This window comes from Actinomyces sp. Marseille-P3109, from assembly GCF_900323545.1.
Taxonomy (GTDB): Bacteria; Actinomycetota; Actinomycetes; order Actinomycetales; family Actinomycetaceae; genus Actinomyces.
On sequence record NZ_OOHN01000008.1, the window covers coordinates 746,254 to 769,066 of the forward strand.

General features: G+C 68.6%; 22 protein-coding genes and 1 pseudogene. 18 read left to right on the forward strand and 5 right to left on the reverse strand.

The window, feature by feature from the left end; translation table 11 throughout:
- Positions 1-170 precede the first annotated feature (170 nt).
- The gene (locus BQ8008_RS03550) at positions 171-629 is read right to left on the reverse strand and encodes an EVE domain-containing protein (protein ID WP_108832831.1); all 459 of its coding nucleotides are present in this window, start codon (positions 627-629) and stop codon (positions 171-173) included.
- Between the two features lie 103 nt (positions 630-732).
- Entirely contained in the window at positions 733-1,104 is a 372-nt protein-coding gene (locus BQ8008_RS03555; RefSeq protein ID WP_108832832.1) for a VOC family protein, read from the reverse strand.
- Between the two features lie 138 nt (positions 1,105-1,242).
- Here BQ8008_RS03555 and BQ8008_RS03560 point away from each other — a divergent pair, with 138 nt between their 5' ends.
- From BQ8008_RS03560 to BQ8008_RS13595, 5 genes and pseudogenes are all read left to right on the forward strand, one after another.
- Positions 1,243-1,602, forward strand: coding sequence for a MarR family winged helix-turn-helix transcriptional regulator (locus BQ8008_RS03560; RefSeq protein ID WP_234415441.1), 360 nt, complete (start codon positions 1,243-1,245; stop codon positions 1,600-1,602).
- 503 nt (positions 1,603-2,105) lie between these two features.
- Positions 2,106-2,723 carry a hypothetical protein gene (locus BQ8008_RS03565; RefSeq protein ID WP_234415442.1) on the forward strand — a complete coding sequence of 206 codons (618 nt, stop codon included), beginning with the start codon at positions 2,106-2,108 and terminating at the stop codon, positions 2,721-2,723.
- A 155-nt stretch (positions 2,724-2,878) separates the two neighbouring features.
- A pseudogene (hemH, locus tag BQ8008_RS03570) lies at positions 2,879-3,922 on the forward strand (ferrochelatase).
- Positions 3,923-4,056: 134 nt separating this feature from the next.
- Positions 4,057-5,496: a sodium:proton antiporter gene (locus BQ8008_RS03575; protein ID WP_108832834.1), complete on the forward strand. Its 1,440-nt coding sequence runs from the start codon at positions 4,057-4,059 to the stop codon at positions 5,494-5,496.
- A gap of 382 nt (positions 5,497-5,878) precedes the next feature.
- Complete coding sequence (locus tag BQ8008_RS13595; protein ID WP_234415207.1) at positions 5,879-6,202, forward strand: hypothetical protein; 324 nt, start codon at positions 5,879-5,881, stop codon at positions 6,200-6,202.
- A 29-nt stretch (positions 6,203-6,231) separates the two neighbouring features.
- Here BQ8008_RS13595 and BQ8008_RS03585 read toward each other — a convergent pair whose 3' ends face one another.
- A complete protein-coding gene (locus BQ8008_RS03585) occupies positions 6,232-7,329 on the reverse strand; it encodes a DUF3097 domain-containing protein (protein ID WP_108832835.1) in 1,098 nt (365 codons plus the stop codon).
- A 209-nt stretch (positions 7,330-7,538) separates the two neighbouring features.
- On the opposite strand from BQ8008_RS03585, the gene hrcA reads away from it, so the two are divergent.
- Together hrcA and dnaJ are read left to right on the forward strand one after the other, a co-directional pair.
- Positions 7,539-8,621, forward strand: coding sequence for a heat-inducible transcriptional repressor HrcA (gene hrcA / locus BQ8008_RS03590; protein WP_108832836.1), 1,083 nt, complete (start codon positions 7,539-7,541; stop codon positions 8,619-8,621).
- A gap of 92 nt (positions 8,622-8,713) precedes the next feature.
- Positions 8,714-9,838: a molecular chaperone DnaJ gene (dnaJ, locus tag BQ8008_RS03595; protein WP_108832837.1), complete on the forward strand. Its 1,125-nt coding sequence runs from the start codon at positions 8,714-8,716 to the stop codon at positions 9,836-9,838.
- Between the two features lie 48 nt (positions 9,839-9,886).
- Here dnaJ and BQ8008_RS03600 read toward each other — a convergent pair whose 3' ends face one another.
- Positions 9,887-10,687: a YggS family pyridoxal phosphate-dependent enzyme gene (locus BQ8008_RS03600; RefSeq protein ID WP_108832838.1), complete on the reverse strand. Its 801-nt coding sequence runs from the start codon at positions 10,685-10,687 to the stop codon at positions 9,887-9,889.
- 58 nt (positions 10,688-10,745) lie between these two features.
- Between BQ8008_RS03600 and BQ8008_RS03605 the strand changes: the two genes are divergently transcribed.
- The 5 genes from BQ8008_RS03605 (at position 10,746) to BQ8008_RS03625 (ending at position 15,330) form a co-directional block, all read left to right on the forward strand.
- On the forward strand, positions 10,746-11,558 hold the full coding sequence (locus tag BQ8008_RS03605) for a 16S rRNA (uracil(1498)-N(3))-methyltransferase (RefSeq protein ID WP_108832839.1): 813 nt from the start codon (positions 10,746-10,748) through the stop codon (positions 11,556-11,558).
- A 411-nt stretch (positions 11,559-11,969) separates the two neighbouring features.
- Positions 11,970-12,587, forward strand: coding sequence for a TetR/AcrR family transcriptional regulator (locus tag BQ8008_RS03610; protein ID WP_108832840.1), 618 nt, complete (start codon positions 11,970-11,972; stop codon positions 12,585-12,587).
- A gap of 209 nt (positions 12,588-12,796) precedes the next feature.
- Positions 12,797-13,627: an ABC transporter ATP-binding protein gene (locus BQ8008_RS03615; RefSeq protein WP_234415208.1), complete on the forward strand. Its 831-nt coding sequence runs from the start codon at positions 12,797-12,799 to the stop codon at positions 13,625-13,627.
- Positions 13,627-14,373 (forward strand): ABC transporter permease, encoded by a 747-nt coding sequence (locus tag BQ8008_RS03620; protein WP_108832842.1) that lies wholly within the window; start codon positions 13,627-13,629, stop codon positions 14,371-14,373. Before BQ8008_RS03615 ends, BQ8008_RS03620 begins: the two co-directional genes overlap by 1 nt.
- A gap of 87 nt (positions 14,374-14,460) precedes the next feature.
- Positions 14,461-15,330, forward strand: coding sequence for an EamA family transporter (locus tag BQ8008_RS03625; RefSeq protein WP_108832843.1), 870 nt, complete (start codon positions 14,461-14,463; stop codon positions 15,328-15,330).
- A 120-nt stretch (positions 15,331-15,450) separates the two neighbouring features.
- Here BQ8008_RS03625 and BQ8008_RS03630 read toward each other — a convergent pair whose 3' ends face one another.
- Positions 15,451-16,395, reverse strand: a complete 945-nt coding sequence (locus BQ8008_RS03630; protein WP_108832844.1) for an AraC family transcriptional regulator — start codon at positions 16,393-16,395, stop codon at positions 15,451-15,453.
- A 351-nt stretch (positions 16,396-16,746) separates the two neighbouring features.
- On the opposite strand from BQ8008_RS03630, the gene BQ8008_RS03635 reads away from it, so the two are divergent.
- From BQ8008_RS03635 to era, 6 genes are all read left to right on the forward strand, one after another.
- Positions 16,747-17,244: an anthrone oxygenase family protein gene (locus BQ8008_RS03635; RefSeq protein ID WP_159086766.1), complete on the forward strand. Its 498-nt coding sequence runs from the start codon at positions 16,747-16,749 to the stop codon at positions 17,242-17,244.
- A gap of 125 nt (positions 17,245-17,369) precedes the next feature.
- Entirely contained in the window at positions 17,370-18,236 is an 867-nt protein-coding gene (locus BQ8008_RS03640) for an NmrA family NAD(P)-binding protein (RefSeq protein WP_108832846.1), read from the forward strand.
- 364 nt (positions 18,237-18,600) lie between these two features.
- Positions 18,601-19,674, forward strand: coding sequence for a PhoH family protein (locus tag BQ8008_RS03645; RefSeq protein ID WP_108834628.1), 1,074 nt, complete (start codon positions 18,601-18,603; stop codon positions 19,672-19,674).
- Positions 19,664-20,122, forward strand: a complete 459-nt coding sequence (ybeY, locus tag BQ8008_RS03650; protein ID WP_108832847.1) for an rRNA maturation RNase YbeY — start codon at positions 19,664-19,666, stop codon at positions 20,120-20,122. The genes BQ8008_RS03645 and ybeY overlap by 11 nt, the downstream gene beginning before the upstream one ends.
- 7 nt (positions 20,123-20,129) lie before the next feature.
- Positions 20,130-21,416: a hemolysin family protein gene (locus BQ8008_RS03655; RefSeq protein WP_108832848.1), complete on the forward strand. Its 1,287-nt coding sequence runs from the start codon at positions 20,130-20,132 to the stop codon at positions 21,414-21,416.
- Positions 21,409-22,707, forward strand: coding sequence for a GTPase Era (gene era / locus BQ8008_RS03660; protein ID WP_108832849.1), 1,299 nt, complete (start codon positions 21,409-21,411; stop codon positions 22,705-22,707). The genes BQ8008_RS03655 and era overlap by 8 nt, the downstream gene beginning before the upstream one ends.
- The last annotated feature ends 106 nt before the right edge of the window (positions 22,708-22,813 follow it).

The window sequence follows — 22,813 nt, forward strand, 5'->3', positions numbered from 1 at the left end:
GAGTCCCTGCCGTGCCGTCCATCTGGCTCAAAAGCAGATGTCGCAGCAGGCGGGGTACTCCCGGCCTCTGTCTCCGTATCAGGATCAGCCCTCGCACAGCGGTGGGAACCGTTGAAGAGATGAAGCCGGACGTCGGATGCCGGCGATGTCCGGCTTGAGCGCCCTGTCATCTACGGCAGCATCAGACGTGTCTGTGAGGGTACAGATGTTTGAGTGCTCTCGTCGTCCGACAGCATGTACTCCTGAATCGCCTGGAACAGCTCAGGCGGCAGCTCCACGTGGCCGAAGCGTAGCTTTGGTGCTACGTCGCTCCAGCCCGGCAGGGTGCGCAGAACATCAAGCGGCACTTCTCGCGCCGGCGTCTGCCACTCGATGTCGCGTCGATACGGGACAAAACCGGGAAACATCTCGTGCTGGTAGACCTCGTCTCCAACGACCACTCCGCAGGCGGTGATCGCCTGGCAGGGCCGGTTCGACCTGAACTCCTGCTTCGGCGAGTAGTAGAGGAGGTAGTCGCCTCGTCGCATACGTTGAAGTGGTGCCTTCTTGCCGTGGCACAGCTGGCAGAACCCGTCAGCCACGCCCAGGGCCACATGATCCTTTGAAGCGATGCCAAGCCAGTATCTCATCGTGCTGTCCTTCCTGTCGTGTCGGGTTCGGCCTGTACGCCGACGAGTGGCCGGTGTGGCCGCCAGGGCTCACTCGGCCACTCGCCGGCGTGAACGGCTCTGGTCATGACGCCTTCTCGTGAACGGTCATGGCGTAGCCGTCCGGATCGACGAAGGTGAACGTCAGGCCGAAGGGGCTGGGAGCGGGATCGGCCAGGATTGCTGTTCCTGAGGCCTCGAGCGAGTCGTGCAGCTCCTGAACCGCGTCGCAGTGCAGCCAGAGTGCCACCCCGAGACCGGGACGGGGAGCCTCAGAGAGATCAACTCCGGGCAGGGGCTCGCGAACCGCGAAGGGGATCGGCGTTGTGGCGAAGAGGACGGCGCCAGGAGGTGAGGCCGGGGCACGGCGCAGCCCCAGGGCGTTCTCGTAGAACTCCGCGGAACGCTCGAGGTCGCTCACCTGCAGGGCGATGAAGTCGGGGCCGGTGACGGTCATGGAGATCTCCTCTCAGACGATGTATGTCAGGTTTCTGACATGTCGAGAGTATGTCAGAATACTGCTATGAGTCAAGACGACCCGAGGGAGCTCCTCGGCTATCAGCTCAAGCACGTTCAGGCTGCGCTTCGAACTCGCATGGATGAGGCACTCCGCCCCCTGGGACTGAGTGCTCCGCAATACCTCTGCCTCGAGTTGCTCAGCCGCGCTCCGGGAGCCTCGACCTCCGACCTCGCCAGGGAGGCCTTCGTGACCCGCCAGACCATGAGCACGCTCCTGCGCGCCTTGGTGGATCGAGGTCTGGCTCAGCGTGCAGCCCAGGCGCCTTCCGGTCGTGCGCTGCCTCTGCAGCTCACCCCCGAGGGGCGGAGCCTTCTCAAGGAGGCGTCGAGGGTGACGGTGGAGATTGAGCGGGTCATGATTTCACCGCTCAGTGAGTCCCAGTTGCGTGCAGTGCAAGAGGCGCTGTCGGCCTGCATCGCTGCACTCGAGGAATGATGCTGACGTCGCGGGATGGTGGGCTGGAGAATATGGCCTGGAGCAGGAGGGAGGTCATTGTGGTCGTCGACCGGCTTCGGGTGGCTCAAGATCTCCCTCAGTCGGAGCGCATCCAGGAGGATCTCAGGGGGCGGTGATATCCTGCCTGAATGACTACTCCGCAGTATCCAGGATATCCAGGCGACGGTTCCCAGTCCGGCCACAACCCTCAAGGTGGAGGTGTCCCGGGCTACGGGGTGCAGCCCGGCTACGGTGGCAATCCGCAGGCGGGTGCCGCTCCGGGGTATGGGCCGCAACCCGGCTACGGAGAACAGCCGGGTAGCAATCAGCAAGCCGGTGATGGCTCCCAGTCAGGAGGTGCTTCGGGTTACGGCCCCCAAGTCGGTGCGGCCCCGGGCTACGGCCCCCAAGTCGGTGCGGCCCCGGGTTACGGCCCTCAGCCCGGCATGGCTGCCGGGGGAGGGATGCCTCCCTACCCGGGGGGTGCCATGGGTGGCGTGCCGATGAGTGTTGGTGACGGCCTGTCCTGGGCCTGTTCCAAGTTCAAGGAGAACGCGCTCATTCTCACTGTTGGGATTGGTCTGTGGACTGTCCTCTCGAGGGCTGGGGTCGATGCCCGATTCACCATCAACGACCAGGAGTATGGTTTCAGTACGGGAATTCCTTTCGGTAACTTCATCTCCTTTGTTGTTGGGCTGTTCGCTCCCATCGTGATCGCCAACATGTCGCTCAAGGTGGCTTCCGGACGGCCTTTGGGATGGAGTGACCTTTTCTCATTCCCGAACTTGGGGGCGGGTGTTTTAGCAGTCTTCCTCAGTACACTCGCCACGATGGTCGGCATACTCCTGTGTGTCGTCCCCGGTGTCATCGTGGCCTTCCTGCTCTACTACTCTGTCTACTTCACCGTGGACAAGGGCGTGGACGGTATCGAGGGGATGAAGGCCTCCTGGGGCGTTCTGTCCAGCCACGTCGGCGAGCTCCTCCCCTTCGCCCTGATAGGTGTCGGTCTCTATATCCTTGGTGGGATCACCCTCATCGGCTGGCTCGTGACGGTGCCGTTGGTGGCGCTGATGACCGCTTACTCCTACGTACGCATCCAGGGCTACGACGTCGTTCGCTGATTCCGCTACGTCCACCCGCTCTGCGCCCCGCGTGCCTTGGCCTGCGGGGCGCAGACTCGTCGTGGGCTGGAGGCTGCGCCGGCTCGGCTAGAGTGAGGGCCGACGACGAGCCTCGCCGTCATCCCCGAGACCTCCTGCACGCCCTAAGGACCTCCGTGCCTCCGAGCTCCTCCGCCCAGACCCCCAGCGTCGCGGATGACCGCCCCGCCCTCATCCTGGCGAACCTCGGCACCCCGGCCGCCCCCACTCCCAGAGCCGTCCGTTCCTTCCTGCGAGAGTTCCTCTCCGACCGCCGCGTCATCGAGATGAACCCCGTCCTGTGGCGCCCCGTCCTGGAAGGCGTGATCCTACGGGTGCGCCCGCGTGCCTCGGCCGCTAAGTACGTCACCGTCTGGCGCCCGGGACAGCAGGCCAGCCGCTCCGGCTCCCCGCTCATGCACTACAGCGAGCGCCAGGGTGAGCTGCTCCAGCGTGAGCTCGGCGAGTCGGTCTAGGTCCGTATCGCCATGCGCTACGGGCAGCCGTCCCTGCGTCGCGTCATGAGTGAGCTCATGGAGACCGGCTGCCGGCGGATCGCCCTCGTCCCCCTCTACCCGCAGTACGCCGCCTCCTCGGCGGGCACCGTCGTCGACGAGGCCGCCCGCTTCATCCTGGAGTCCCGCAACCAGCCCGAGCTGCGCACCATCCGCTCCTTCGAGGCCGCCCCGGCCTATATCGAGGCCCTCGCCACCGCCCTGGAGCAGCACTGGCAGGTCCATGGCCGCCCCGACCCCGCCGCCGGCGAACGCCTCCTACTGTCCTTCCACTCCATTCCTCAGGCCATGCACGACGCCGGAGACCCCTACCGCGGCGAGTGCGAGCGCACCGTTGAGCGCCTCTCCCAGCGGCTCGGCCTGCCCGATGGGCTCGCCCACCTCACCTTCCAGTCCGTCTTCGGGCCCGCCGCCTGGATCGGGCCGGCCACCATCGACACGGTCGGCGAGCTGGGGCGCGCCGGCTGCCCCCGCCTCGACATCATCTGCCCCGGCTTCTTCTCCGACTGCCTGGAGACGCTTGAGGAGATCAACCAGCTCAACCGCGAGACCTTCACCACTGCCGGAGGCGGCAGCTTTCACTACATCCCCTGGGGCAACGACTCCGACGGCGCCGTTGCCACTCTGGTTGAGCAGGCCGGAAACGTCCTGACCGGCTGGATCTGAGCCGGCCGGCCCCTCGCTCCGTCATCGGCCCCACAGCCGGTCTCAGCACGAGAGACCACAGGGCCTCACCGGGGAAACCGCTGCACGGGACGGTATGGTGACGTGAACAGCCCCGATTCTGTAAGGAAGTCGCCGTGCATCTTGAGTGGTGGTCCGTCCTGCCCTTCGCGGGCATGCTCGCCTGTATCGCCGTCCTGCCGCTGATTCCGACCACGGCGCACTGGTGGGAGAAGCACTCCAGCCAGCTGCTCATCGCCGTGAGCCTCGGTGTGCCGGTGGCCGCCTGGATGTGGGTGCTCGGAGGCTGGGAGGTCGTCTTCGCCGCCGTGGCCGAGTACCTCCAGTTCATCTGCCTCTTGTTCTCACTGTTCGTGGTCTCCGGAGGCATCTTCCTCAAGGGCGACATCCGAGCCACGCCCCGCAACAACACGATCTTCCTGGCCATCGGCGGGGTCATCGCCTCCTTCGTGGGCACCACCGGTGCCGCCATGCTCCTCATCCGGCCCCTGCTGGCCACCAATAAGGAGCGCCGCTACCGGGTGCACACGGTGCTGTACACGATCTTCATCGTGGCCAACTGCGGCGGTCTGCTCACGCCCCTGGGCGACCCGCCCCTGTTCCTGGGCTTCCTGCGCGGCGTTCCCTTCACCTGGACCTTCAACCTGCTGCGCGAGTACCTCTTCGTCAACGTCATGCTGCTGGTGAGCTACTTCGCCCTGGACTCCTGCTACTACTCCCGGGAGCCCGCCAAGGCCGTGCACGACGACGACACCGAGATCGAGCCGCTCGGCCTCAAGGGCTCGCTCAACTTCGTCTTCTTCGCCGTCATCATCGCCGCCGTCGCCTTCGCCCCGTCCATTGACGTCCACGCCATCGAGGAAGGGCACGCCGCCCTGGCCGACTGGATCCCCGTGCGCGAGTTCATCATGCTCGCCGCCGCTGCCAGCTCCTACTTCCTGGGAAGCCGCGAGGTCCGTTTCAAGGACAACCAGTTCACCTGGGGCCCGATCGCCGAGGTCGCCATCCTGTTCATCGGCATCTTCCTCACCATGATCCCGGCCCTGCACTACCTCGACGAGGTGGCCGGCTCGCTGCCGCTCAACGAGGTCACCTTCTTCGTGTTCACCGGCGGGCTCTCCTCCGTCCTGGACAACGCCCCCACCTACGCCACCTTCTTCGAGATGGCCGGGCAGGTCGCCCACCCCGGCGGTGACACCGTGGCCGGGGTCCCCGAGCTCTACCTCGTGTCCATCTCGCTGGGGGCCGTCCTGTGCGGCGCCATCACCTACATCGGCAACGGCCCGAACTTCATGGTCAAGTCCGTCGCCGAGTCCGACGGCGTTGAGATGCCCAGCTTCGGCGGCTACGTGGGTCGCGCCATGAAGCACCTGGTGCCGGTCATCGCAGCCATGGTCCTGCTCTTCATCGCCCCGGGGGTCCTGTCGAAGGTCGTGGGCGGGGTGCTCACCGTCGCGCTCCTGGGACTCGACGCCCGCAGACTGGCCCAGTCCCGCCGTCTGGCCCAGTCCCGCCGACCGGTCCTGGCCGAACAGTCCGAAGGCGGGGACGACTGACCCGGCTGCCTGCCTGCTCACTGTCTTGCCACTGCACGGGACGGGGTCACTCAGGCCTCACGTGTGCGTAGCCTGAGTGCGTGCAGGTGGGACATGTGATCCACAAGGTCAACGACCCTTCTCAGGCCGTGACCGATTTCGAGGCCAGGGGAGTCGTCGTCGAGTACAGCACCGTCAAGAAGCCGTACAACGCGCTCATCTACTTCTCCCATGGCCCCTGCCCGGAGCTCTGGCGCGCACGGGAATGCCGCCGCTCCTGGGGCGCCTGCTCTCGTTGTGACCGCGCGGGGGCGCCGCCCGCCGCTTCCTGTTCTGAGATCGTGGCCCCGAGGGCCTGTGCGGCCTGTGCCTGGAGGACGACGACTCCGAGCTCGAGGAGGGGATGACTCGGCTGAACGGCAGGGGCCTGCACATCAAGACCAAGCGTATGGACCCCCGTGCGAGGGAGCTGCGCTATGAGGTCCTCTTCCCTCATGACGTCGACCCGCCGTTCCTCGTGAGCCACGTCAGCACCGGGTCCAGGCCTCAGGACCTCACCCATCCCAAAGGGACCGGCTCCATGACCCGCGTCGCCTATCCGTTGCCCGTGCACAAGCGGGACACCGTCCGAGGACTGAACGACGACCAGCGGCTCGAGCTCGTGAAGCCCAGTCAGGCCATCAAGGTGACCTTCGATGACGACGGCGTCCTATGCAAGCCCCTGTGAGAGGACTGCGGTCAGAGTCTTGAAGGGTCTCAGCGCGTGCCCGGGGCGGTGACGAAGTCGATGAGCTCCTCCATGCGGCCCAGCAGACTCGGCTCCAGGTCCTTGTAGGAGCGCACCGTCGCCAGAATGCGCTGCCAGCCCCTGGCGATGTCGGCCTGAGTGGCGTGCGGCCAGCCCAGGGCATCCAGGGTGCCGTGCTTGATGTCGGTGCCCCGCGGGATGTCCGGCCAGCGCTTCAGCCCCACCCGGGCGGGTTTGACCGCCTGCCACACGTCCACGTACGGGTGGCCGAGGACCAGCACGTTCTCCCCGCCGGGCATCTCGGCCACGCGCTGGGCGATACGCGACTCCTTGGAGCCGGTCACCAGGTGGTCCACGAGGACCCCTGCCCGCCGCTCGGGGGCCGGGCCGAAGTCGGCCATGACCTCCTCAAGGTTGTCGACGCCGTCGAGCATGAGGACGACGACGCCCTCGTGGCGCAGGTCGTCGCCCCACACCTTCTCCACCAGCTCGGCGTCGTGCTTGCCCTCCACCCAGATGCGCGAGGCGCGCGCCACCTTGGCCCGCTCGCCCTCGACGGCGTAGGAGCCCGACGCTGTCAGCCGTCTCCCGGCGGCGCTCACCGGCCCGGTGGGCTCGCGCCTGCGCGCCACCGGCGGGTCCAGGATGACCGGGTGTCCCTCGATCCAGAACCCCGGCCCCAGGGCGAAGCCTCGCCGCGTGCCGTGACGGTCCTCCAGGACCACGACGTGCTGGCCGCCGGATTTCTCCACCGCCACCGCGGCACCGACGAAACCGGTCTGCCGGTCCTCAACCACCAGGCCCGGCGTCACAGGCACGTGCACCGACTCCGGGCGCACGGCGCCGGGCCCCGTGCGGTGGGGATTCACCGACAGGACGTCCCCGCCGTAAGGGTCGCTCGACGACGGCCGCCGGGCAGGAGACTTGTTCGCCTCCGCGGCCGCACCGCGAGCTGCGGGAGCCACGCGGGAGCGCGAGCCGGCCGGGGCGCCCCGCGCCTGCTGCTTCTGCTCGGCCTCGGCGCGCGCCCTCAAGGCGGCACGGCGGGCGGCGGTCGAGCCGGGAACGGGGGAGCGATACGGGGCGGGCGTGTTCACCCTCGGCACGGTAGGGGAAACTCACGGCCCCGGGGCGTTGGACCCGCCGGGTCACGGCGTAGGATGGCACTCACGTGGGGTGAGTGCTAAATCGCTCGCCGGCGCGCACCGGCGTGCGGGCGGCAGCGCACCAGTACTGCATCAGCACTGGACCAGCACTGGACCAGCACTGAAACCACTGAGATCGTGTCCTGGCACTGACGAGAGGAGGAGGACCCATGGCCAACGACCGACGTCTCAAGGTCCTGTCCGCCATCGTCACCGACTACGTGCGCACCCGTGAGCCCGTGGGCTCCAAGGCCCTCGTGGAGCGCTACCGCCTGGGTGTCTCCCCAGCCACCATCCGCAACGACATGGCGGCCCTGGAGGACGAGGGCTACATCCATCAGCCGCACACCTCCGCCGGGCGCGTGCCGACCCAGAAGGGCTACCGGCTCTTCGTCGATGAGGTCGCCCGCATCAAGCCCCTGTCCGCCCCCGAGCGCGCCGCCATCACCGCGCTCCTGTCCGGGGCGGTCGACCTGGAGCAGGTCGTGGCCCGCACCGTGCGGGCCCTGGCGCAGCTGACCGGCCAGCTCGCCGTCGTCGAGTACCCGAGCCTGAGGTATGCGGCCCTCCAGCACCTCGAGCTCGTGGCCCTGGGGCCCGAGCGCGTCCTGCTGGTCATCATCACTGACACCGGTCGCGTCGACCAGCGCACCGTGACCCTCAGGTCCCGGGCCGGGGCGAGCCCCCGCCACGACGGAGGCTTCGAGGTCACCGACGTCGTCGACCCCCTCGCCCTGGAGCGCCTGCGCACCCGCCTCAACGGCGCCCTCGTGGGCCGCCGCGCCGCCGACGTCGCCCCCATCCTGGCAGCCCTGGCCGAGCAGGCTCCCGCCGACGAGCGGTTCCTGCTCGAGGCCGTGGTCGATGAGCTCATCGCCGCGCTGCGCCCCGATGCGGAGGAGCGGCTCGTCGTCGCCGGCACCGCCAACCTGGCCCGCTCCAGGCCGGACTTCTCCGCCCTGGGTCCCCTGCTGGACGCCATCGAGGAGCAGGTCGTCCTGCTGCGCCTGTTCACCGCCGACGACGCCCCGACCGGAGAGAACCGGATGCGCGTGAGCATCGGCTCGGAGAACAAGGACGATGCCCTGGCCGAGGCCTCCGTCGTCACCACCACCTACGGGCCGGGGACCGGTGAGGCGGTCGCCCACCTCGGGGTCATCGGCCCCACCCGCATGGACTACCCGGCCACCATGACCGCCGTACGGGCCGTGGCCCGCTACCTGTCCAGGTTCCTGTCCCCACCGGAGACGTGAGAACCGGCCGGCCCGGGCCGGTCCCAGAGCGATTCAGTCAAGCACGTCACCAGACATCCACCGCAAAGTCGTAGCCGTAAAGGAAGCACGCAGTGACCAACTACTACGAGGTCCTCGGCGTCAGTCGTGACGCCACCCCCGAGGAGATCAAGAGGGCCTACCGCAAGAAGGCCCGCCAGCTGCACCCCGACGTCGCCGGCCCCGGCCACGAGGAGGAGTTCAAGGAGGTCTCCACCGCCTACGAGGTCCTCTCCGACGCCGACAAGCGTCAGATGTACGACCTGGGCGGGGAGGACGCCGTGCGCGGCGGGGCAGGATTCGGCGGCGGGTTCCCCGGCGCCGACTTCGGCGACCTGGGAGGCATCTTCCAGTCCTTCTTCGGTGGGGGAGCGGCCTCCCGCGGGCCGGCCTCCCGGGCCCGGCGCGGTCAGGACTCGCTTGTGGCCGTCGACGTGGAGCTCTCCGACATCGCCTTCGGGGTGACCCGCACCATCCCGATCGACACCTACGTCGCCTGCACAGCCTGCGAGGGCTCCTGCTGCGCCCCCGGCACCGAGCCGGTCACCTGCTCCCAGTGCAACGGCGTCGGCAACGTCCAGCGCATGACCCGCACCCTCCTGGGGCAGGTGATGACCTCCTCGCCGTGCCCGGGCTGCCAGGGCTACGGCACCGTCATCGTCACCCCCTGCAAGGAATGCTCCGGCGAGGGCCGTATCCGCGTGCGCCAGGACCTGGAGGTCTCCATCCCCGCCGGGGTGTCCACCGGGACCCGCATCCGCATGTCGGGGCGCGGCGAGGCCGGCCCGGCCGGCGGCCCCAATGGTGACCTCTACCTGGAGATCCACGAGAAGCCGCACGAGTTCCTCGAGCGCGACGGCGACGACCTCTACACCGAGCTGCGCGTGCCCATGACCGCGGCCGCCCTGGGCGCCGTCTTACCGCTGCAGACGCTCGACGGCGAGCAGAACGTCACCGTCAAGGCCGGCAGCCAGCCCGGCGACGAGGTCGTGCTCGACGGCCTGGGTGTGGGGCGCCTGCGCCGCAAGGGCCGCGGGGACCTGCACGTGTCCATCGTCGTGGAGACCCCCACGCGTCTGGACGACCGTCAGCGCGAGCTGCTGGCCGAGCTGGCCCGCCTGCGCGGGGAGGACGACGTCGAGCCCGTGCGCGACTCCAGCGTCATGGGCAAGCTCAAGGAGCGCTTCTCCGGGCGCTGACGAAGCGGCCCGCGGTCTGCGGCCCGCAGCCCAGTTCCTCGCCTGCGGCTAGTTGGCCTGAGGCGACTCGGGCCAGTAGTGGGAGTCCGGGATCGCCCGCGCCCCGAAGATCGCCTGGCCCACCCGTACGCAGGTGGAGCCGCCCTCGATCGCGGCCTCGAAGTCCCCGCTCATCCCCATGGACAGCAGCCCGTCGCCGACGGTGCCGGCCTGCAGGGCGGCGTCGCGCAGCTGGCGCATGATGCGGAAGCACTCGCGCACGCGCGCCGCGTCGTCGGTGTGGGCGGCCAGGGTCATGAGTCCGCGCACCTGCAGCGAGGAGTAGGCCGGCAGCGCGGCGAGGAAGGCGGCGACGTCGTCCGGCTCCAGCCCGAACTTGCTGGTCTCGCCCGAGGAGTTGACCTGCACGTAGACGTCCAGGCCTCGCCCGGCCGCCTGGAGGCGGCGGTCGAGGGCCTCGGCCAGGCGCAGGGAGTCCAACGCCTGGAACTCGTCGGCGAAGGCGGCCACGTTCTTGGCCTTGTTGGTCTGCAGGTGGCCGATCACCGACCAGGAGATGCCCAGGTCCGCCAGGTTCTCGCTCTTGCGCTGGGCCTCCTGGACCTTGTTCTCACCCATCTGGGTGATGCCCGCGGCGAAAGCGGTGCGCAGGCGCTCCTCGGGGACGGTCTTGGAGACGGGCAGCAGGCGGATCTCGGCGGCGTCCCGGCCGGCGCGCTCGGCGGCGGCGTCGATCCGGGCACGGATGGCGGCCAGGTTGCGGCGGAAGTCCTCCACCGTGACGGCGGTGGCGTAGGCGGGGGCCGCAGACGACTGCGGGGAGCGGGAGGCGGCTGAAGGCTCGGTCATGCTTGCTGACGCTAGCACCGGCGGCCACCGGTTCGACACCGCCCGTAGGCTTGGGGGCGTGACCGCACCCGTCTTCCTCTTCACGCCCGAGACCATCGAGCCCGCCGACGCCGCCGCATCGGCCGAGCCCGGCACCATCCTCATGCTCACCGGGCCCGAGGCCCGCCATGCCGTGACCGTCAAGCGTCTGCGCATGCAGGAGCGTATGGACCTCGTTGACGGGGCCGGCCTGCGCCTGGTGTGCGAGGTGACTGGGGCTGGCGTCGGCGGGGCCAAGGACCGCCTGGCCGTGCGGGTCCTGGAGCGGATTGAGGAGCCGGCGCCACCGCTGCGGCTGACCCTCGTCCAGGCCCTGGCCAAGGGCGGGCGCGACGAGCAGGCCGTTGAGACCGCCACCGAGGTCGGGGCGGAGCTGGTTCTGCCGTGGCAGGCAGAGCGCTGCGTGTCCGTGTGGCAGGGGGCCAAGCAGGCCAAGGGGCGCCAGCGGTGGCAGGCCACGGCGCTCCAGGCCGCCAAGCAGGCCCGGCGCACCCGCGTGCCGGAGGTCGAGGAGGTCCGGGACACCCGGGCGCTGATCGACTGGGTGAGGCGGATGGAACAGAGCGGGGGAGTGGTGCTGGTCCTGCACGAGGAGGCCAGGACTCCGATCAGCACTGCGATGGAGACGGTGCGTCTGCCCGCGCCGGGAGCGGCGCCGCCGGTGCTGGCTGTCGTTGTGGGCCCCGAGGGCGGTATCAGCCCCGAGGAGACGGGCGCCCTGGAGGCAGCCGGAGCGATGACGGTGCGGCTGGGCCACCACGTCATGCGCACCGCCTCAGCCGGCCCTGTCGCCCTGGCCGTCCTTGCCCACACCAGCGGTCTGTGGGAGTGAGGTTCGCGAGCCCGTTGTGAGTTGCGAGCGGTCCGCCCGCCTCTCGATGGGGACGGGGCAACTCCTCTGCTCTCCTACCGGCTTGTGTCGGTCTCTCGGTAGAGGTGTTGTGGCTGCGTGATGGTTGCTGGAATCCTGCGAGGTCAGGTGGCACAGATCCACGAGAGATGGCCACTTCGGCCGCCGCCGTGGCCCAGGGCGCTCATGTCGAGCAGAGATCAATCGGCGTCAGCTCGCATGGCGGGATGCGAGCGACGGTTACGGAGCTGAAGCGGCCCGTATACGGCCTTGAAGGTGGCATCACTGGGGTGCACCGTTGTGGACCGTTCAGCGCCGTGGAAGCGTAGCGCGGCTGCTTCCCAATGGGGCGGATCGCGGGCATGCTCTGTTTATGAACGAGACGAGTGAACGATGAGCCCGCGGGGGCGGCGCCCGGCGGGAAGCCCGGACGCGCGCGAGGCCATCCTGGCGGCGGCTCGCATCGCCTTCGCCCGCGACGGCTACCAGACCTCCCTGCGCGGCATCGCGCGCGACGCGGGCGTCGATCCGGCCCTGGTTCACCACTACTTCCCGGACCGCGCCACGCTCTTCGCCAAGGCCGTCATCGAGTCGACAGCCGGGGTCGACGCCAACCTCATGCATCGCGCCGCAGGTATGACCGAGCTCGAGCCGGAGCAGCTGGGGGAGGGGATCGTGCGCGCCTTCGTCTCCCTGTGGGACGACGCGGGCGCGGACCGCTTCACGGCGGTCATCCATGCCGCCCTCGGCCAGGGGAACGACATCGAGCCCTTCCGCGACTTCATCGCCACCGGGATCCTCTCGCCGATCGTCACCCACTTCTGCTCCGACCGCCCTCAGCTGCGCGCCCAGCTCATCGCCAGCCAGATCATCGGGCTCGGCCTGGCCCGCTGGGTCGCCCGCATGGACCAGATCACCGGTCTCGACGTCGAGGCGGTCGCCGCACTCGTCGGCCCCACCATCCAGCGCTACGCCTTCGACGACCTGCCCGACGTCGCGGATCCCTCCTGATCACTGAGATCGGTTGAGGTCTCCGAGTCGAGTTTTGTCCGTTTGGGACGACTTTGAAGCTGCGTTTCTGGCTTGGGACCCAGCTAAGTCGCCCTGACCTGCACAGATGTGAACTGCTCTGGCTGAAGGGACGTTCAAGGTCGTCCCATGCGGACAGTTTCCAGCTCCAGGCTCTGGACAGCGGGTCGCCGTCGACCTATATTCATCATATGATGAAAAGCGATGAAGGAGACGCGCCCCGGGAGTCGGGGGCCAGCAACCGATCGCACGACTCCAGCCCGAACTCCGCGGCTGCTGCTGCGGCATTGCCGGCCGTCACCGCGACGGACCTGCGCGTGAACCGCGGGCGCAAGGAGATCCTTCACGGCCTGGACCTGAACCTGGAGTCCGGCACCATCACCGGTCTGCTCGGCCCCTCTGGCTGCGGCAAGACCACCCTCATGCGCACCATCGTCGGCGTCCAGCGCTACCGCGGGCAGGTCGAGGTCCTCGGGTACGGCCCCGGCGCCGCCGCCGTACGTGACCGCGTCGGCTACGTCACCCAGGATCAGGCCGTCTACACCGACCTGACGGCCCGCCAGAACCTGCGCTACTTCGCCTCACTGGCCGGCAGCCGGGCCCGCGACCTGGACGAGGTCCTCGACGTTGTCGGGCTCACCGCTCTGGCGGACCGGCCCGTGTCCACCTACTCCGGCGGCGAGGCCGGGCGCGTGAGCCTGGCCTGCGCACTCGTGGCCGACCCCGACCTGCTCGTCATGGACGAGCCCACCGTCGGCCTGGACCCCGTCACCCGCGAGGAGCTGTGGACCACCTTCCACGCCCTGGCCGAGCGCGGCGCCACCCTCCTGGTCTCCAGCCACGTCATGGACGAGGCCTTCCGCTGCGACCAGGTCCTCCTCATGCGCCAGGGCCGCATCCTGGCCACCACCACGGCCAAGGACCTCCTGTCCAGCACCGGGGCGGACACGGTCGACGCCGCCTTCCTGGCCGTCATCGCCGACTCCGAAGGCCGGCCCCAGCAGAAGGGAGGGCAGCGCTGATGCACCTGCGCACCTACCTGGCCACCACCCGCCGCATCCTCACCCAGCTGCGCGCCGACCGGCGCACGGTGGGCCTCATCGCGATCGTGCCCGCCGCGCTGTTGACTCTGCTGTACTTCGTTTACCGCGACTACCCCGGCGCGGACATGCTGTTCAACCACATCGCCGTCTCCATGATGGCGATCCTGCCGACGACGGTCATGTTCCTGGTCACCAGCGTCGCCATGCTGCGCGAGCGTGTGAGCGGCACCCTGGAGCGGCTGTGGACCACCCCGATCCACCGGGCCGACCTCCTGTTCGGCTATGCCACCGCCTTCGCGTTGACCGCCGTCATCCAGTCCCTCATCCTGTGCGCCGTGGCCGCATGGGGACTGGACGTGGACATCTCCGCCGCCTGGGGGTGGGTGGTGCTCACCGCCCTGGTCGACGCCTTCGTCGGGGTGTCCCTGGGGCTACTGGTCTCGGCCTTCGCGCGCACCGAGTTCCAGGCCGTCCAGTTCATGCCGGTGGTCATCGCGCCCCAGCTGTTCCTGTGTGGGCTCCTGGTCAGCCGCGACCAGCTGCCGCGCGCCCTGGAGGTGATTGGCGACGCCCTGCCCATGAGCTGGGCGGTCGACGCCGTCACCGAGCTCACGACGGCCAGCGAGCCCTCCGACGATTTCTTCCGATACCTGGCCTACCTGGTCTGCTTCGGCCTGGTGGTCCTGGGGGTGGCGGCCTCCACCGTGCCGCGCAAGACTCGCTGAGTCGGGAAGAGTCCGCAACGGCGGGCGCGAGGGCGAGGACCTTCGTGCCCGCCGTGCGGTGGTGCGGGGTGGGGTTAGGGTTGCCTTATGTGGATCGTCTTCGCCTGTGGATCAGCACTTTTCGCTGGCATCACCGCCGTCCTGGCCAAGGAGGGGATCCGCACCACCGACTCGACCGTGGCGACGGCGCTGCGCACCTTCGTGGTGCTGGCGGGCGCCTGGGGCATGGTCCTCATCGTCGGCTCGCAGGCAGAACTGGCTCACCTCGACGCCCGTAGCGCCGAGCTGCTGGTGCTCTCAGGGCTGGCGACCGGGGCGTCCTGGCTGTGCTACTTCAAGGCGCTCCAGCTCGGCAACGTCAGCAAGGTGGTTCCCATTGACAAGCTGAGCACGGTGCTCACGGTGCTGCTGGCCCTCATCTTCCTGGGGGAGAGGGTGAGCCTCATTGGGGCGCTCGGGGTTGTGCTCATCACGGCCGGGACACTGTTGATGCTCGACGCCGACGACCTGCGCGGTCTGCCCCGGGCCGTGCGTGACGGTGGAGGCTGGTTGCTCTATGCGCTCGGCTCCGCGTTCTTCGCCGCGCTCACCGCGATCCTCGGTAAGGCCGGCATCACGGGGGTGGAGTCCAACCTCGGTACCGCGATCCGCACCGGGGTGGTCCTGGTGATGGCCTGGGTGATGGTCGTGGTCACCGGAAAACTCCGGGAGGTCCGTACCGTCCCGCGTGGCGAGCTCGGCTTCGTCCTGGCCTCCGGGGCTGCGACGTGTGCCTCGTGGCTCTGCTACTACCGGGCCCTCCAGGACGGTCCTGCCAGCGTGGTGGTCCCCATCGACAAGCTGAGCGTGCTGGTCACCGTTCTCTTCTCAACCCTTGTCCTGCGGGAGGTTGTCGGTAGGAGGCACCTCGTCGGGCTGACTCTGCTCGTTAGTGGGACTCTCGCCATGCTGATGTGAAGGAAGGCCGTGAGGATGATTGACAAGCGTGCTAGCCATCCGTGTTTGCCCAGGTCGGTAGTTACTCTCCTCAGCCCGTGAATAAGCCTCCACGCGCTCCAAAGCACCGGTGGGAAGCGGTTAGTGGGGGCGTGACGTGGCAGCCTCGGCGCGGAACTCACGGGGGCTGAGGCCGTATCGGCTCTTGAATGCGGAGGAGAAGCTGAAAGGACTGGCATACCCCACCCGGTGGGCGATGGCGGACAAGGTGGCATCGCTGCGATCCAGGAGATCGGCAGCCATTGCCAACCTCCACTGGGTCACGTAGGTCATGGGGGAGACGCCGAGCGTGGCATTGAAACGCCTCGTGAGAGAGGCCCGGGAGCCTCCTGCTAGAGCCGCGAGCGACTCCACCGTCCACTTTCGCGAGGGGTCCGCCTGCACCGCCTCCGTGGCCCTGCGTACCACGTCATCCCGGGAGGCGGAGAGGAGACTGACATGGTTCTGCGTCCCAGTGTTGATCCAGGCACGCAGCGTGGTGACCAGCAGGACATCCAGGAGCCTGTCCAGGACACTGGATTGGGCGAACCCGTCATGGACGGTCTCGCGGTTCAGCAGACTGACCAGCTCCGGGTCAGGGGCGCTCACCAGGAACCACGGCGGCAGCGACTGCAGCATCAGTCGCCCCAACTCGGAGTGGTGCCGGTAGGTGCCCACCAGCAGCTGATCCTCGCCCTGCGGATCATTGCCCCAGGTGCGCACCCCGGTGCTCAGCTCGTCGGACAGGTCTCGGCCGTCTGGGCCTGAGCAGACCTGGCCGGCCCCGATCCTGGTACCACCGTCGTGGTCCTGGTCCGAGCTCAGGGTGTAGATAGTAGGAGAGCGCACCACAAGGATTTCACCGGCCTCGAATCGGTGCGGGCGTGATCCGTTCGCAGTGACCCACCCCCCGCCGCTCAGTGCGGGGATGATGGATAGCGGCGCCTTGTCCTCCACTGACAACGACCAGGGACGCCCCATGACCACGCGCAGCAGGAAAGCGTCGCGAGCGTGAGGCTGGGCCAGGAAGTCCTCCAGCAGGTCCATACCTCTGAGTCTAAGTGGTTGATTCCAAGGTGGTGTGGGGCGACCGCACCGTTGCTGTGTATCGATACCGAACGATGTTTCCTGTGCTGCGCCTGCAAGCACCCGGACGGTTGGGCCGGCTCAACGGCACCACCGGCACCCCTGCCCTACGCTCCCTGACCCCCGACGACCACGAGCCACACCCTCTGGATTCAACCATCGAGGGGTGCTTCGAGCCGATGTCGCATGAAGGTGAGCCGCCGGCCCATGGAGCCGTGGACGCCTCGCCGATGGAATGAAGGTATGCAAGCAGCGATCGGAGAAGCGCTGCCTGGCGTCGGTTGTCACCCCGGTTCTTCGGAGGAGAGAGTCATGTCACTGAACAATATTGTGTCCGCATGCGCTGCGGTCGGATCCGCCGTTGTCGGGGGCGTCTACACCAACTTTTCGGCCAGGGTGATGCCTTGGCTGGGTTCGTTGCCGGACGCTGAGGCGATCGAGACCATGCAGAAATTCAACCGCACCGCCGTGCAGGTGCCGTTCACGACCTTCTTCTTTGGCACAGCGATCGCCAGCACGTGGACAGTGGTGCACAACGTGCGTAAGACGGATCGGGGTATCGGAGACCAGTTCTCCGCTGCGGGAGGCGTTCTGTATCTGGCGGGCTGGGTGCTGACCATCGTCTACAACGTTCCGCGCAACAACCGCCTGGCCGACGTGGTAGCGGGAACTGCTGAGGGAGCCCGGGTCTGGCACATGTACCTGGATGAATGGACCTCCGCAAACAGCGTGCGAGCCGTTCTCTCACTCCTGGGTGCTGTGGCACTGGGAGTTGGAACTGCCATGAACATTTTTTCCAAATCGCGATGACCGGCAGGGGCGGCTGACAGGCGCCGGCCTATCGACGTCGAGTAACCAGACCGTGCTGCAACGACGCTCGTGCCAACTGCGTGCCCTTGCTTGAAAAGAATCAGCCATACAGAACAGGAGCCATCATGTACGTCATCTCTGGAGCCAGCGGCCGTATCGGTTCAGTCGTTGCCGACCGCCTGCTCGATTCCGGACTCCCCGTCCGTGCTGTCGTCCGTCGTCCAGAAGCAGCCGCCGATTGGGCCTCCCGAGGGGCTGAAGCGGTCGTCTTGGACCTGCGCGACAGCCAGAAGCTCACCGAGGCCCTGAACGATGCGACGGCCTTTTTCGCCATGCTGCCCTTCGATCTTTTCGTGCCGGACCTGGATCAGTACGCCGTGGAAGTGGTGCAGTCGGTCTCCAACGCGGTCAAGGACGCCGGCGTTCGCCACACGGTGATGCTCTCCTCCGGCGGTGCGGATCTGACCGAAGGCACCGGACCGATTCTGGGCCTGCACCACATGGAACAGGCGCTCGCACGGACGGGCACCGCCTTGACTGCACTGCGCCCGGGACACTTCCAGGAGAAGTTCGGGGATGTCCTCGGAGCCGTTCTGCACGAGGGGGTCTTCCCGGTTTTCGCCTCAAGCGCGGACACGCCGCTGCCTATGGTGGCCACACGTGACATTGCGGAGATCGCGGTCCAGGAGCTGCTGGCGGATACACAGATCAGTGAGGCTGTGGACATCGTGGGTCCGGAGTACACGGAGCGCCAGGTTGCTCAGTCGCTGGGTGACGCCCTGGGCAAGCCGCTTGAGGTCGTACCAATCCCCGAGCCCGGTTGGATGGACGCCCTGGTGGAGGCCGGCTTCGCGCCGCACGTCGCGGAGAGCCTGGCAGACCTGTACCGGGCGGACGAGCACAAGCGGCTAGGGCCGCGCGGTGATCGGCGCATCCGTGTAGCCACTGACATCGACACCACGGTCCGGCACGTGCTCGCACAGGAGGCATGATCCCTCTCCTCACGTTGACAGTTCCCCGGATGACAGCGGCTCGGTCTGGCGGCATCCATCTACATCGGACTGGAGACCTGAACCGGAGAAACGCCGATCGGCCCAGCGGACCCAGATGATGACGACGGCGCCTTGATGTGGTGGCGGCGTGCGATTCGGCCCAGGGCGACATGCCCTCGGCGTCTTTCGGGCCAATCATCTAGGATCGACAGTGATGACGACACCGCCCACCGCAGCAGCCGGTTCGCCGGCGATGACCTCCTCAACCGCCAACTCCTCAGTCCCGGCAGGTTCCGCAACCCCAACCGTCTCATCAGCCAACTCGGCCGCCACCCACCCAGACTCCACTGCCCCCGACGCCGCAATCATCCGCACCCTCACCCTGCCCGAGGACGTCGCCCCCGTGACCCTCCTGGGCGCACGCGACGAGGTCCTGCGCGCCATCGAGAAGGGCTTCACCGACGTCGACATCCACGTGCGCGGCACCGCCGTCACCGTCTCCGGCCCCGCAGCCCGCGTCGACACCGTCGTCGTCCTCCTGTCCGAGCTCATCGACGTCGCCCGCACCGGCACGCCCCTGACCGCGGACGCCGTCGAACGCGCCATCGGCCTGCTGGAGACCGCCACCCGCCCCACCGAGGTCCTCACCGACGACATCCTCACCGCCCACGGCCGCACCATCCGCCCCAAGTCGCTGGGCCAGAAGGCCTACACCGACGCCATCGAGGAATCCACCATCACCTTCGGCATCGGCCCCGCCGGCACCGGCAAGACCTACCTGGCAATGGCCAAGGCCGTCGACGCCCTGGCCCGCAAGCGCGTCTCGCGCATCATCCTCACCCGCCCTGCCGTCGAGGCCGGCGAGAACCTCGGCTTCCTGCCCGGCAGCCTCACCGACAAGATCGACCCCTACCTGCGCCCCCTCTACGACGCCCTCCACGACATGCTCGAGCCCGAGGCCCTGCCCCGCCTCATGGCTGCCGGCACCATCGAGGTCGCGCCCCTGGCCTACATGCGCGGACGCACCCTCAACGACGCCTTCGTCATCCTCGACGAGGCCCAGAACACCAGCCCCGAGCAGATGAAGATGTTCCTCACCCGCCTCGGCTTCGGCTCACGCATGGTCGTCACCGGAGACATCTCCCAGGTCGACCTGCCCGGCGGACGCGAGTCCGGCCTCATCGTCGTGCGCAAGATCCTCGCCGGCGTCGAGGGCATCAGCTTCTGCGAGCTCGGATCGGCCGACGTCGTGCGCCACCGCCTCGTGGGCCGCATCATCGAGGCCTACGCCCGCCACGACGCCGAGACCGCCGCCCAGGCCGCCGCCACCCGACCCGCCGGACCGCCTGGCCGCAGCGGCCGCAACAGCCAGTACCGTCGGGGGAGCAGCAACCGCCCCGCCCGGCCTTACTCGGAGAGGAACCCGCATGACCACTGAGGTCATCAACGAGACCACCACCGTCATTGACGCCGCCGAGTTCGCCGAGCTGGCCGATCACGTCCTGACCGCCATGCACGTCAGCCCCGCCGCCGAGCTCAACATCATGTTCATCGACCCCGAGCCCATGGAAGAGCTCCACGTGCGCTGGCTCGACCTGCCCGGCCCCACCGACGTCATGAGCTTCCCCATGGACGAGCTGCGCCCCGGCTCGCCCGACTCACCCACCCCCGCCGGGACCCTGGGCGACATCGTCCTGTGCCCGCAGGTCGCCGCCAAGCAGGCCCTGGCCGCCGGCCACTCCGCGATCGAGGAGATGCTCCTGCTCACCGTCCACGGCATCCTCCACCTCCTGGGCTACGACCACGCCGAGCCCGAGGAGAAGAAGGAGATGTTCGACCTCCAGCGCCGCCTCCTGCTCACCTTCCTGGCCGAGCGCGGCAAGTGAGACGCGCGTGACCACAGTCCCCACCGCCGCGCTCATCGCCTGCGCGGTGATCGTCCTGGCCCTGGGGGCCCTCCTCTCAGCCGGCGAGTCCGCCCTGCTGGGCTTCACCCGGGCCGCCGCCGACGACCTCATCGAGGAGGGCCGCCGCGGAGCCGCCCGGGTCCGCCGCCTCGCCGAGCACCGCAGCCGGGTCCTGGCCTCCCTCAGCGTCACCCGCGTCGCTGTCGACATGCTCGCCGCCGTCCTCATCACCCTGGCCGCCTCCGGACTCGTGCGCGCCTGGTGGCAGGTCCTGGCCCTGGCCCTCCTGGCCAACATCATCCTGCTGGGCGTCGTCGTCGGCTTCTCCCCACGCACCTACGGCCGGCGCAACCCTGCTAGCACTCTCCTGGCCCTGGGCCGCCTGCTCACCTGGGTGGATATCCTGGGCGCCCCGCAGCGCCGCCTCGTCTCCCGCACCCGCCGCACCGAGGCCGCCCCCACCGACGCCGAGACCCGCGAGGCCGTCAACGAGGACCTGCGCGAGATGATCGACGAGATCGGCGAGACCGACACCATCGAGGACGAGGACCGCGAGATGATGCGCTCGGTCGTCGAGCTCGGCCAGACCCTTGTGCGCGAGGTCATGGTCCCGCGCACCGACATGGTCACCATCGACGCCCACAAGCCCGCCTCCGCCGCCATGCGCCTGTTCATCCGCTCCGGCTACTCTCGCGTGCCCGTCATCGGGGAGGACGCCGACGACGTGCGCGGCATCCTCTACCTCAAGGACGTCCTGCGCCGCCTGGCCGCCCACCCCGAGCACGAGGAGCTCGCCGTGGCCGGGTTCGTTCGCGAGGCCGAGTACGTCCCCGAGATGAAACCCGCCGACGACCTCCTGCGCGAGATGCAGACCGGTCGCTTCCACATGGCCCTGGCCGTCGACGAGTACGGCGGCACCGCCGGGCTCGTCACCATGGAGGACCTCCTGGAGGAGGTCGTCGGCGAGCTCACCGACGAGCACGACCCCGAGCTGCCCGAGGTCGTCGAGGTCGCCCCCGGCACCTACCGCGTCCCCGCCCGGCTCGCCCTGGACGAGCTCGGCGAGCTCTTCGACCTCGAGATCGACGACGACGACGTCGACACCGCCGGCGGTCTGCTCACCAAGGCCATCGGCCGCGTCCCCCTGCCGGGCGCCGCCGGAGACATCCAGGGCGTCCACCTCCAGGCCGAGGAGGCCGCCGGCCGCCGACGCCAGGTCTCCACCATTCTCGCCTCCCGCACACCCGCACCCGAAGAGGACACCGATGACTGACACCGCCGACCACACCGACCCCGCAGCCCGCGACGACCAGCCGCAGGTGCCCACTGACGCCTTCAAGGAGGCCTCAACCGAGCCCCTCGAGATGCCCGAGCCCGGCCCCGCCCCGGCCGGCTTCCGCTTCCCCACGGATGCCGAGCTCATGGACGGCCCCAACCCGTTGACCGATCCTGATGAGGAGGAGGCCGACGACGAGGGCGAGACTGAGAACGATGAGGCCGATGACGAGCCCGACGGCTCCGATGTTGCTGTCCTGCTGGACGCCGACGGCTTCCCGATCCTGAACGAGGACGGCGACGCAGACGAGACTGCCGGCACCGCCGACACTGCCGACTCGACCCGCGTCGAGATCACCGTCCCCGACTTCCCCGAGGACTTCCGCGCCGGCTTCGCCTGCATCGTGGGCCGCCCCAACGCCGGCAAGTCCACCCTCACCAACGCTCTGGTCGGCGCCAAGATCGCCATCACCTCCGGACGTCCACAGACCACCCGCCACAACGTGCGCGGCGTCATCCACAAGGACAAGGCGCAGATCGTCCTGGTCGACACCCCCGGTCTCCACCGCCCCCGCACCCTGCTGGGCAAGCGCCTCAACGACCTGGTGCGCGAGACCCTCACCGACGTCGACGTCGTCGTCTTCTGCATCCCCGCCAACGAGAAGATCGGCCCGGGCGACCGCTTCATCACCCGCGACCTCGCCGAGCTGCGCACCCCCGTGGTCGCCGTGGTCACCAAGGCCGACACCGTCACCCGTGAGGCCCTGGCCGCCCAGCTCCTGGCCGTCAGCGAGCTGGGGGAGTGGGCCGACATCGTCCCGGTCTCAGCCCAGCGCAACGAGCAGATCGACGTCCTCGAGGAGGTCCTGCTGAAGCACATGCCCCTGTCCCCGCCGCTGTACCCCACCGGCGAGATCACCGACGAGCCCCAGCAGGTCATGATCGCCGAGCTCGTGCGCGAGGCCGCCCTGGAGGGCGTGCGCGACGAGCTGCCCCACTCCCTGGCCGTCGTCGTCGACGAGATCGCCGACCCCGACGACGAGCGCGAGGTCGGCCGCATCAAGGGGGTGGGCGGGCGTCTTCAGGTACGCGTGAGCCTCGTCGTCGAGCGCGACTCCCAGAAGGCCATCATCATCGGCAGGGGCGGCCGGCGACTCAAGGAGGTGGGCGTCAACGCCCGCAAGGGCATCGAGGAGCTGCTGGGCCGCAAGGTCTACCTCGACCTGCACGTGCGCACGGCCAAGGACTGGCAGTCCGACCCCAAGGCCCTGGCCCGGCTCGGGTTCTAGGAATCCCGGTCTCCCACAGGGGGCTGAGACCCGCCGCCGCTCCTGCGGGAGCATCGTGGGCGGAGACGGACCGGCATAGGACTCGCCTAGCGCTTGCCGAGGACCT

Coding starts and splice junctions, on each gene's coding strand:
- BQ8008_RS03550 (WP_108832831.1), bottom strand. CDS start 629: ATGAGATACTGGCTTGGCATCGCTTCAAAGGATCATGTGGCCCTGGGC.
- BQ8008_RS03555 (WP_108832832.1), bottom strand. CDS start 1,104: ATGACCGTCACCGGCCCCGACTTCATCGCCCTGCAGGTGAGCGACCTC.
- BQ8008_RS03560 (WP_234415441.1), top strand. CDS start 1,243: ATGGATGAGGCACTCCGCCCCCTGGGACTGAGTGCTCCGCAATACCTC.
- BQ8008_RS03565 (WP_234415442.1), top strand. CDS start 2,106: ATGAGTGTTGGTGACGGCCTGTCCTGGGCCTGTTCCAAGTTCAAGGAG.
- BQ8008_RS13595 (WP_234415207.1), top strand. CDS start 5,879: ATGACTCGGCTGAACGGCAGGGGCCTGCACATCAAGACCAAGCGTATG.
- hrcA (WP_108832836.1), top strand. CDS start 7,539: ATGGCCAACGACCGACGTCTCAAGGTCCTGTCCGCCATCGTCACCGAC.
- BQ8008_RS03600 (WP_108832838.1), bottom strand. CDS start 10,687: ATGACCGAGCCTTCAGCCGCCTCCCGCTCCCCGCAGTCGTCTGCGGCC.
- BQ8008_RS03610 (WP_108832840.1), top strand. CDS start 11,970: ATGAGCCCGCGGGGGCGGCGCCCGGCGGGAAGCCCGGACGCGCGCGAG.
- BQ8008_RS03615 (WP_234415208.1), top strand. CDS start 12,797: ATGATGAAAAGCGATGAAGGAGACGCGCCCCGGGAGTCGGGGGCCAGC.
- BQ8008_RS03620 (WP_108832842.1), top strand. CDS start 13,627: ATGCACCTGCGCACCTACCTGGCCACCACCCGCCGCATCCTCACCCAG.
- BQ8008_RS03625 (WP_108832843.1), top strand. CDS start 14,461: ATGTGGATCGTCTTCGCCTGTGGATCAGCACTTTTCGCTGGCATCACC.
- BQ8008_RS03630 (WP_108832844.1), bottom strand. CDS start 16,395: ATGGACCTGCTGGAGGACTTCCTGGCCCAGCCTCACGCTCGCGACGCT.
- BQ8008_RS03635 (WP_159086766.1), top strand. CDS start 16,747: ATGTCACTGAACAATATTGTGTCCGCATGCGCTGCGGTCGGATCCGCC.
- BQ8008_RS03640 (WP_108832846.1), top strand. CDS start 17,370: ATGTACGTCATCTCTGGAGCCAGCGGCCGTATCGGTTCAGTCGTTGCC.
- ybeY (WP_108832847.1), top strand. CDS start 19,664: ATGACCACTGAGGTCATCAACGAGACCACCACCGTCATTGACGCCGCC.
- era (WP_108832849.1), top strand. CDS start 21,409: ATGACTGACACCGCCGACCACACCGACCCCGCAGCCCGCGACGACCAG.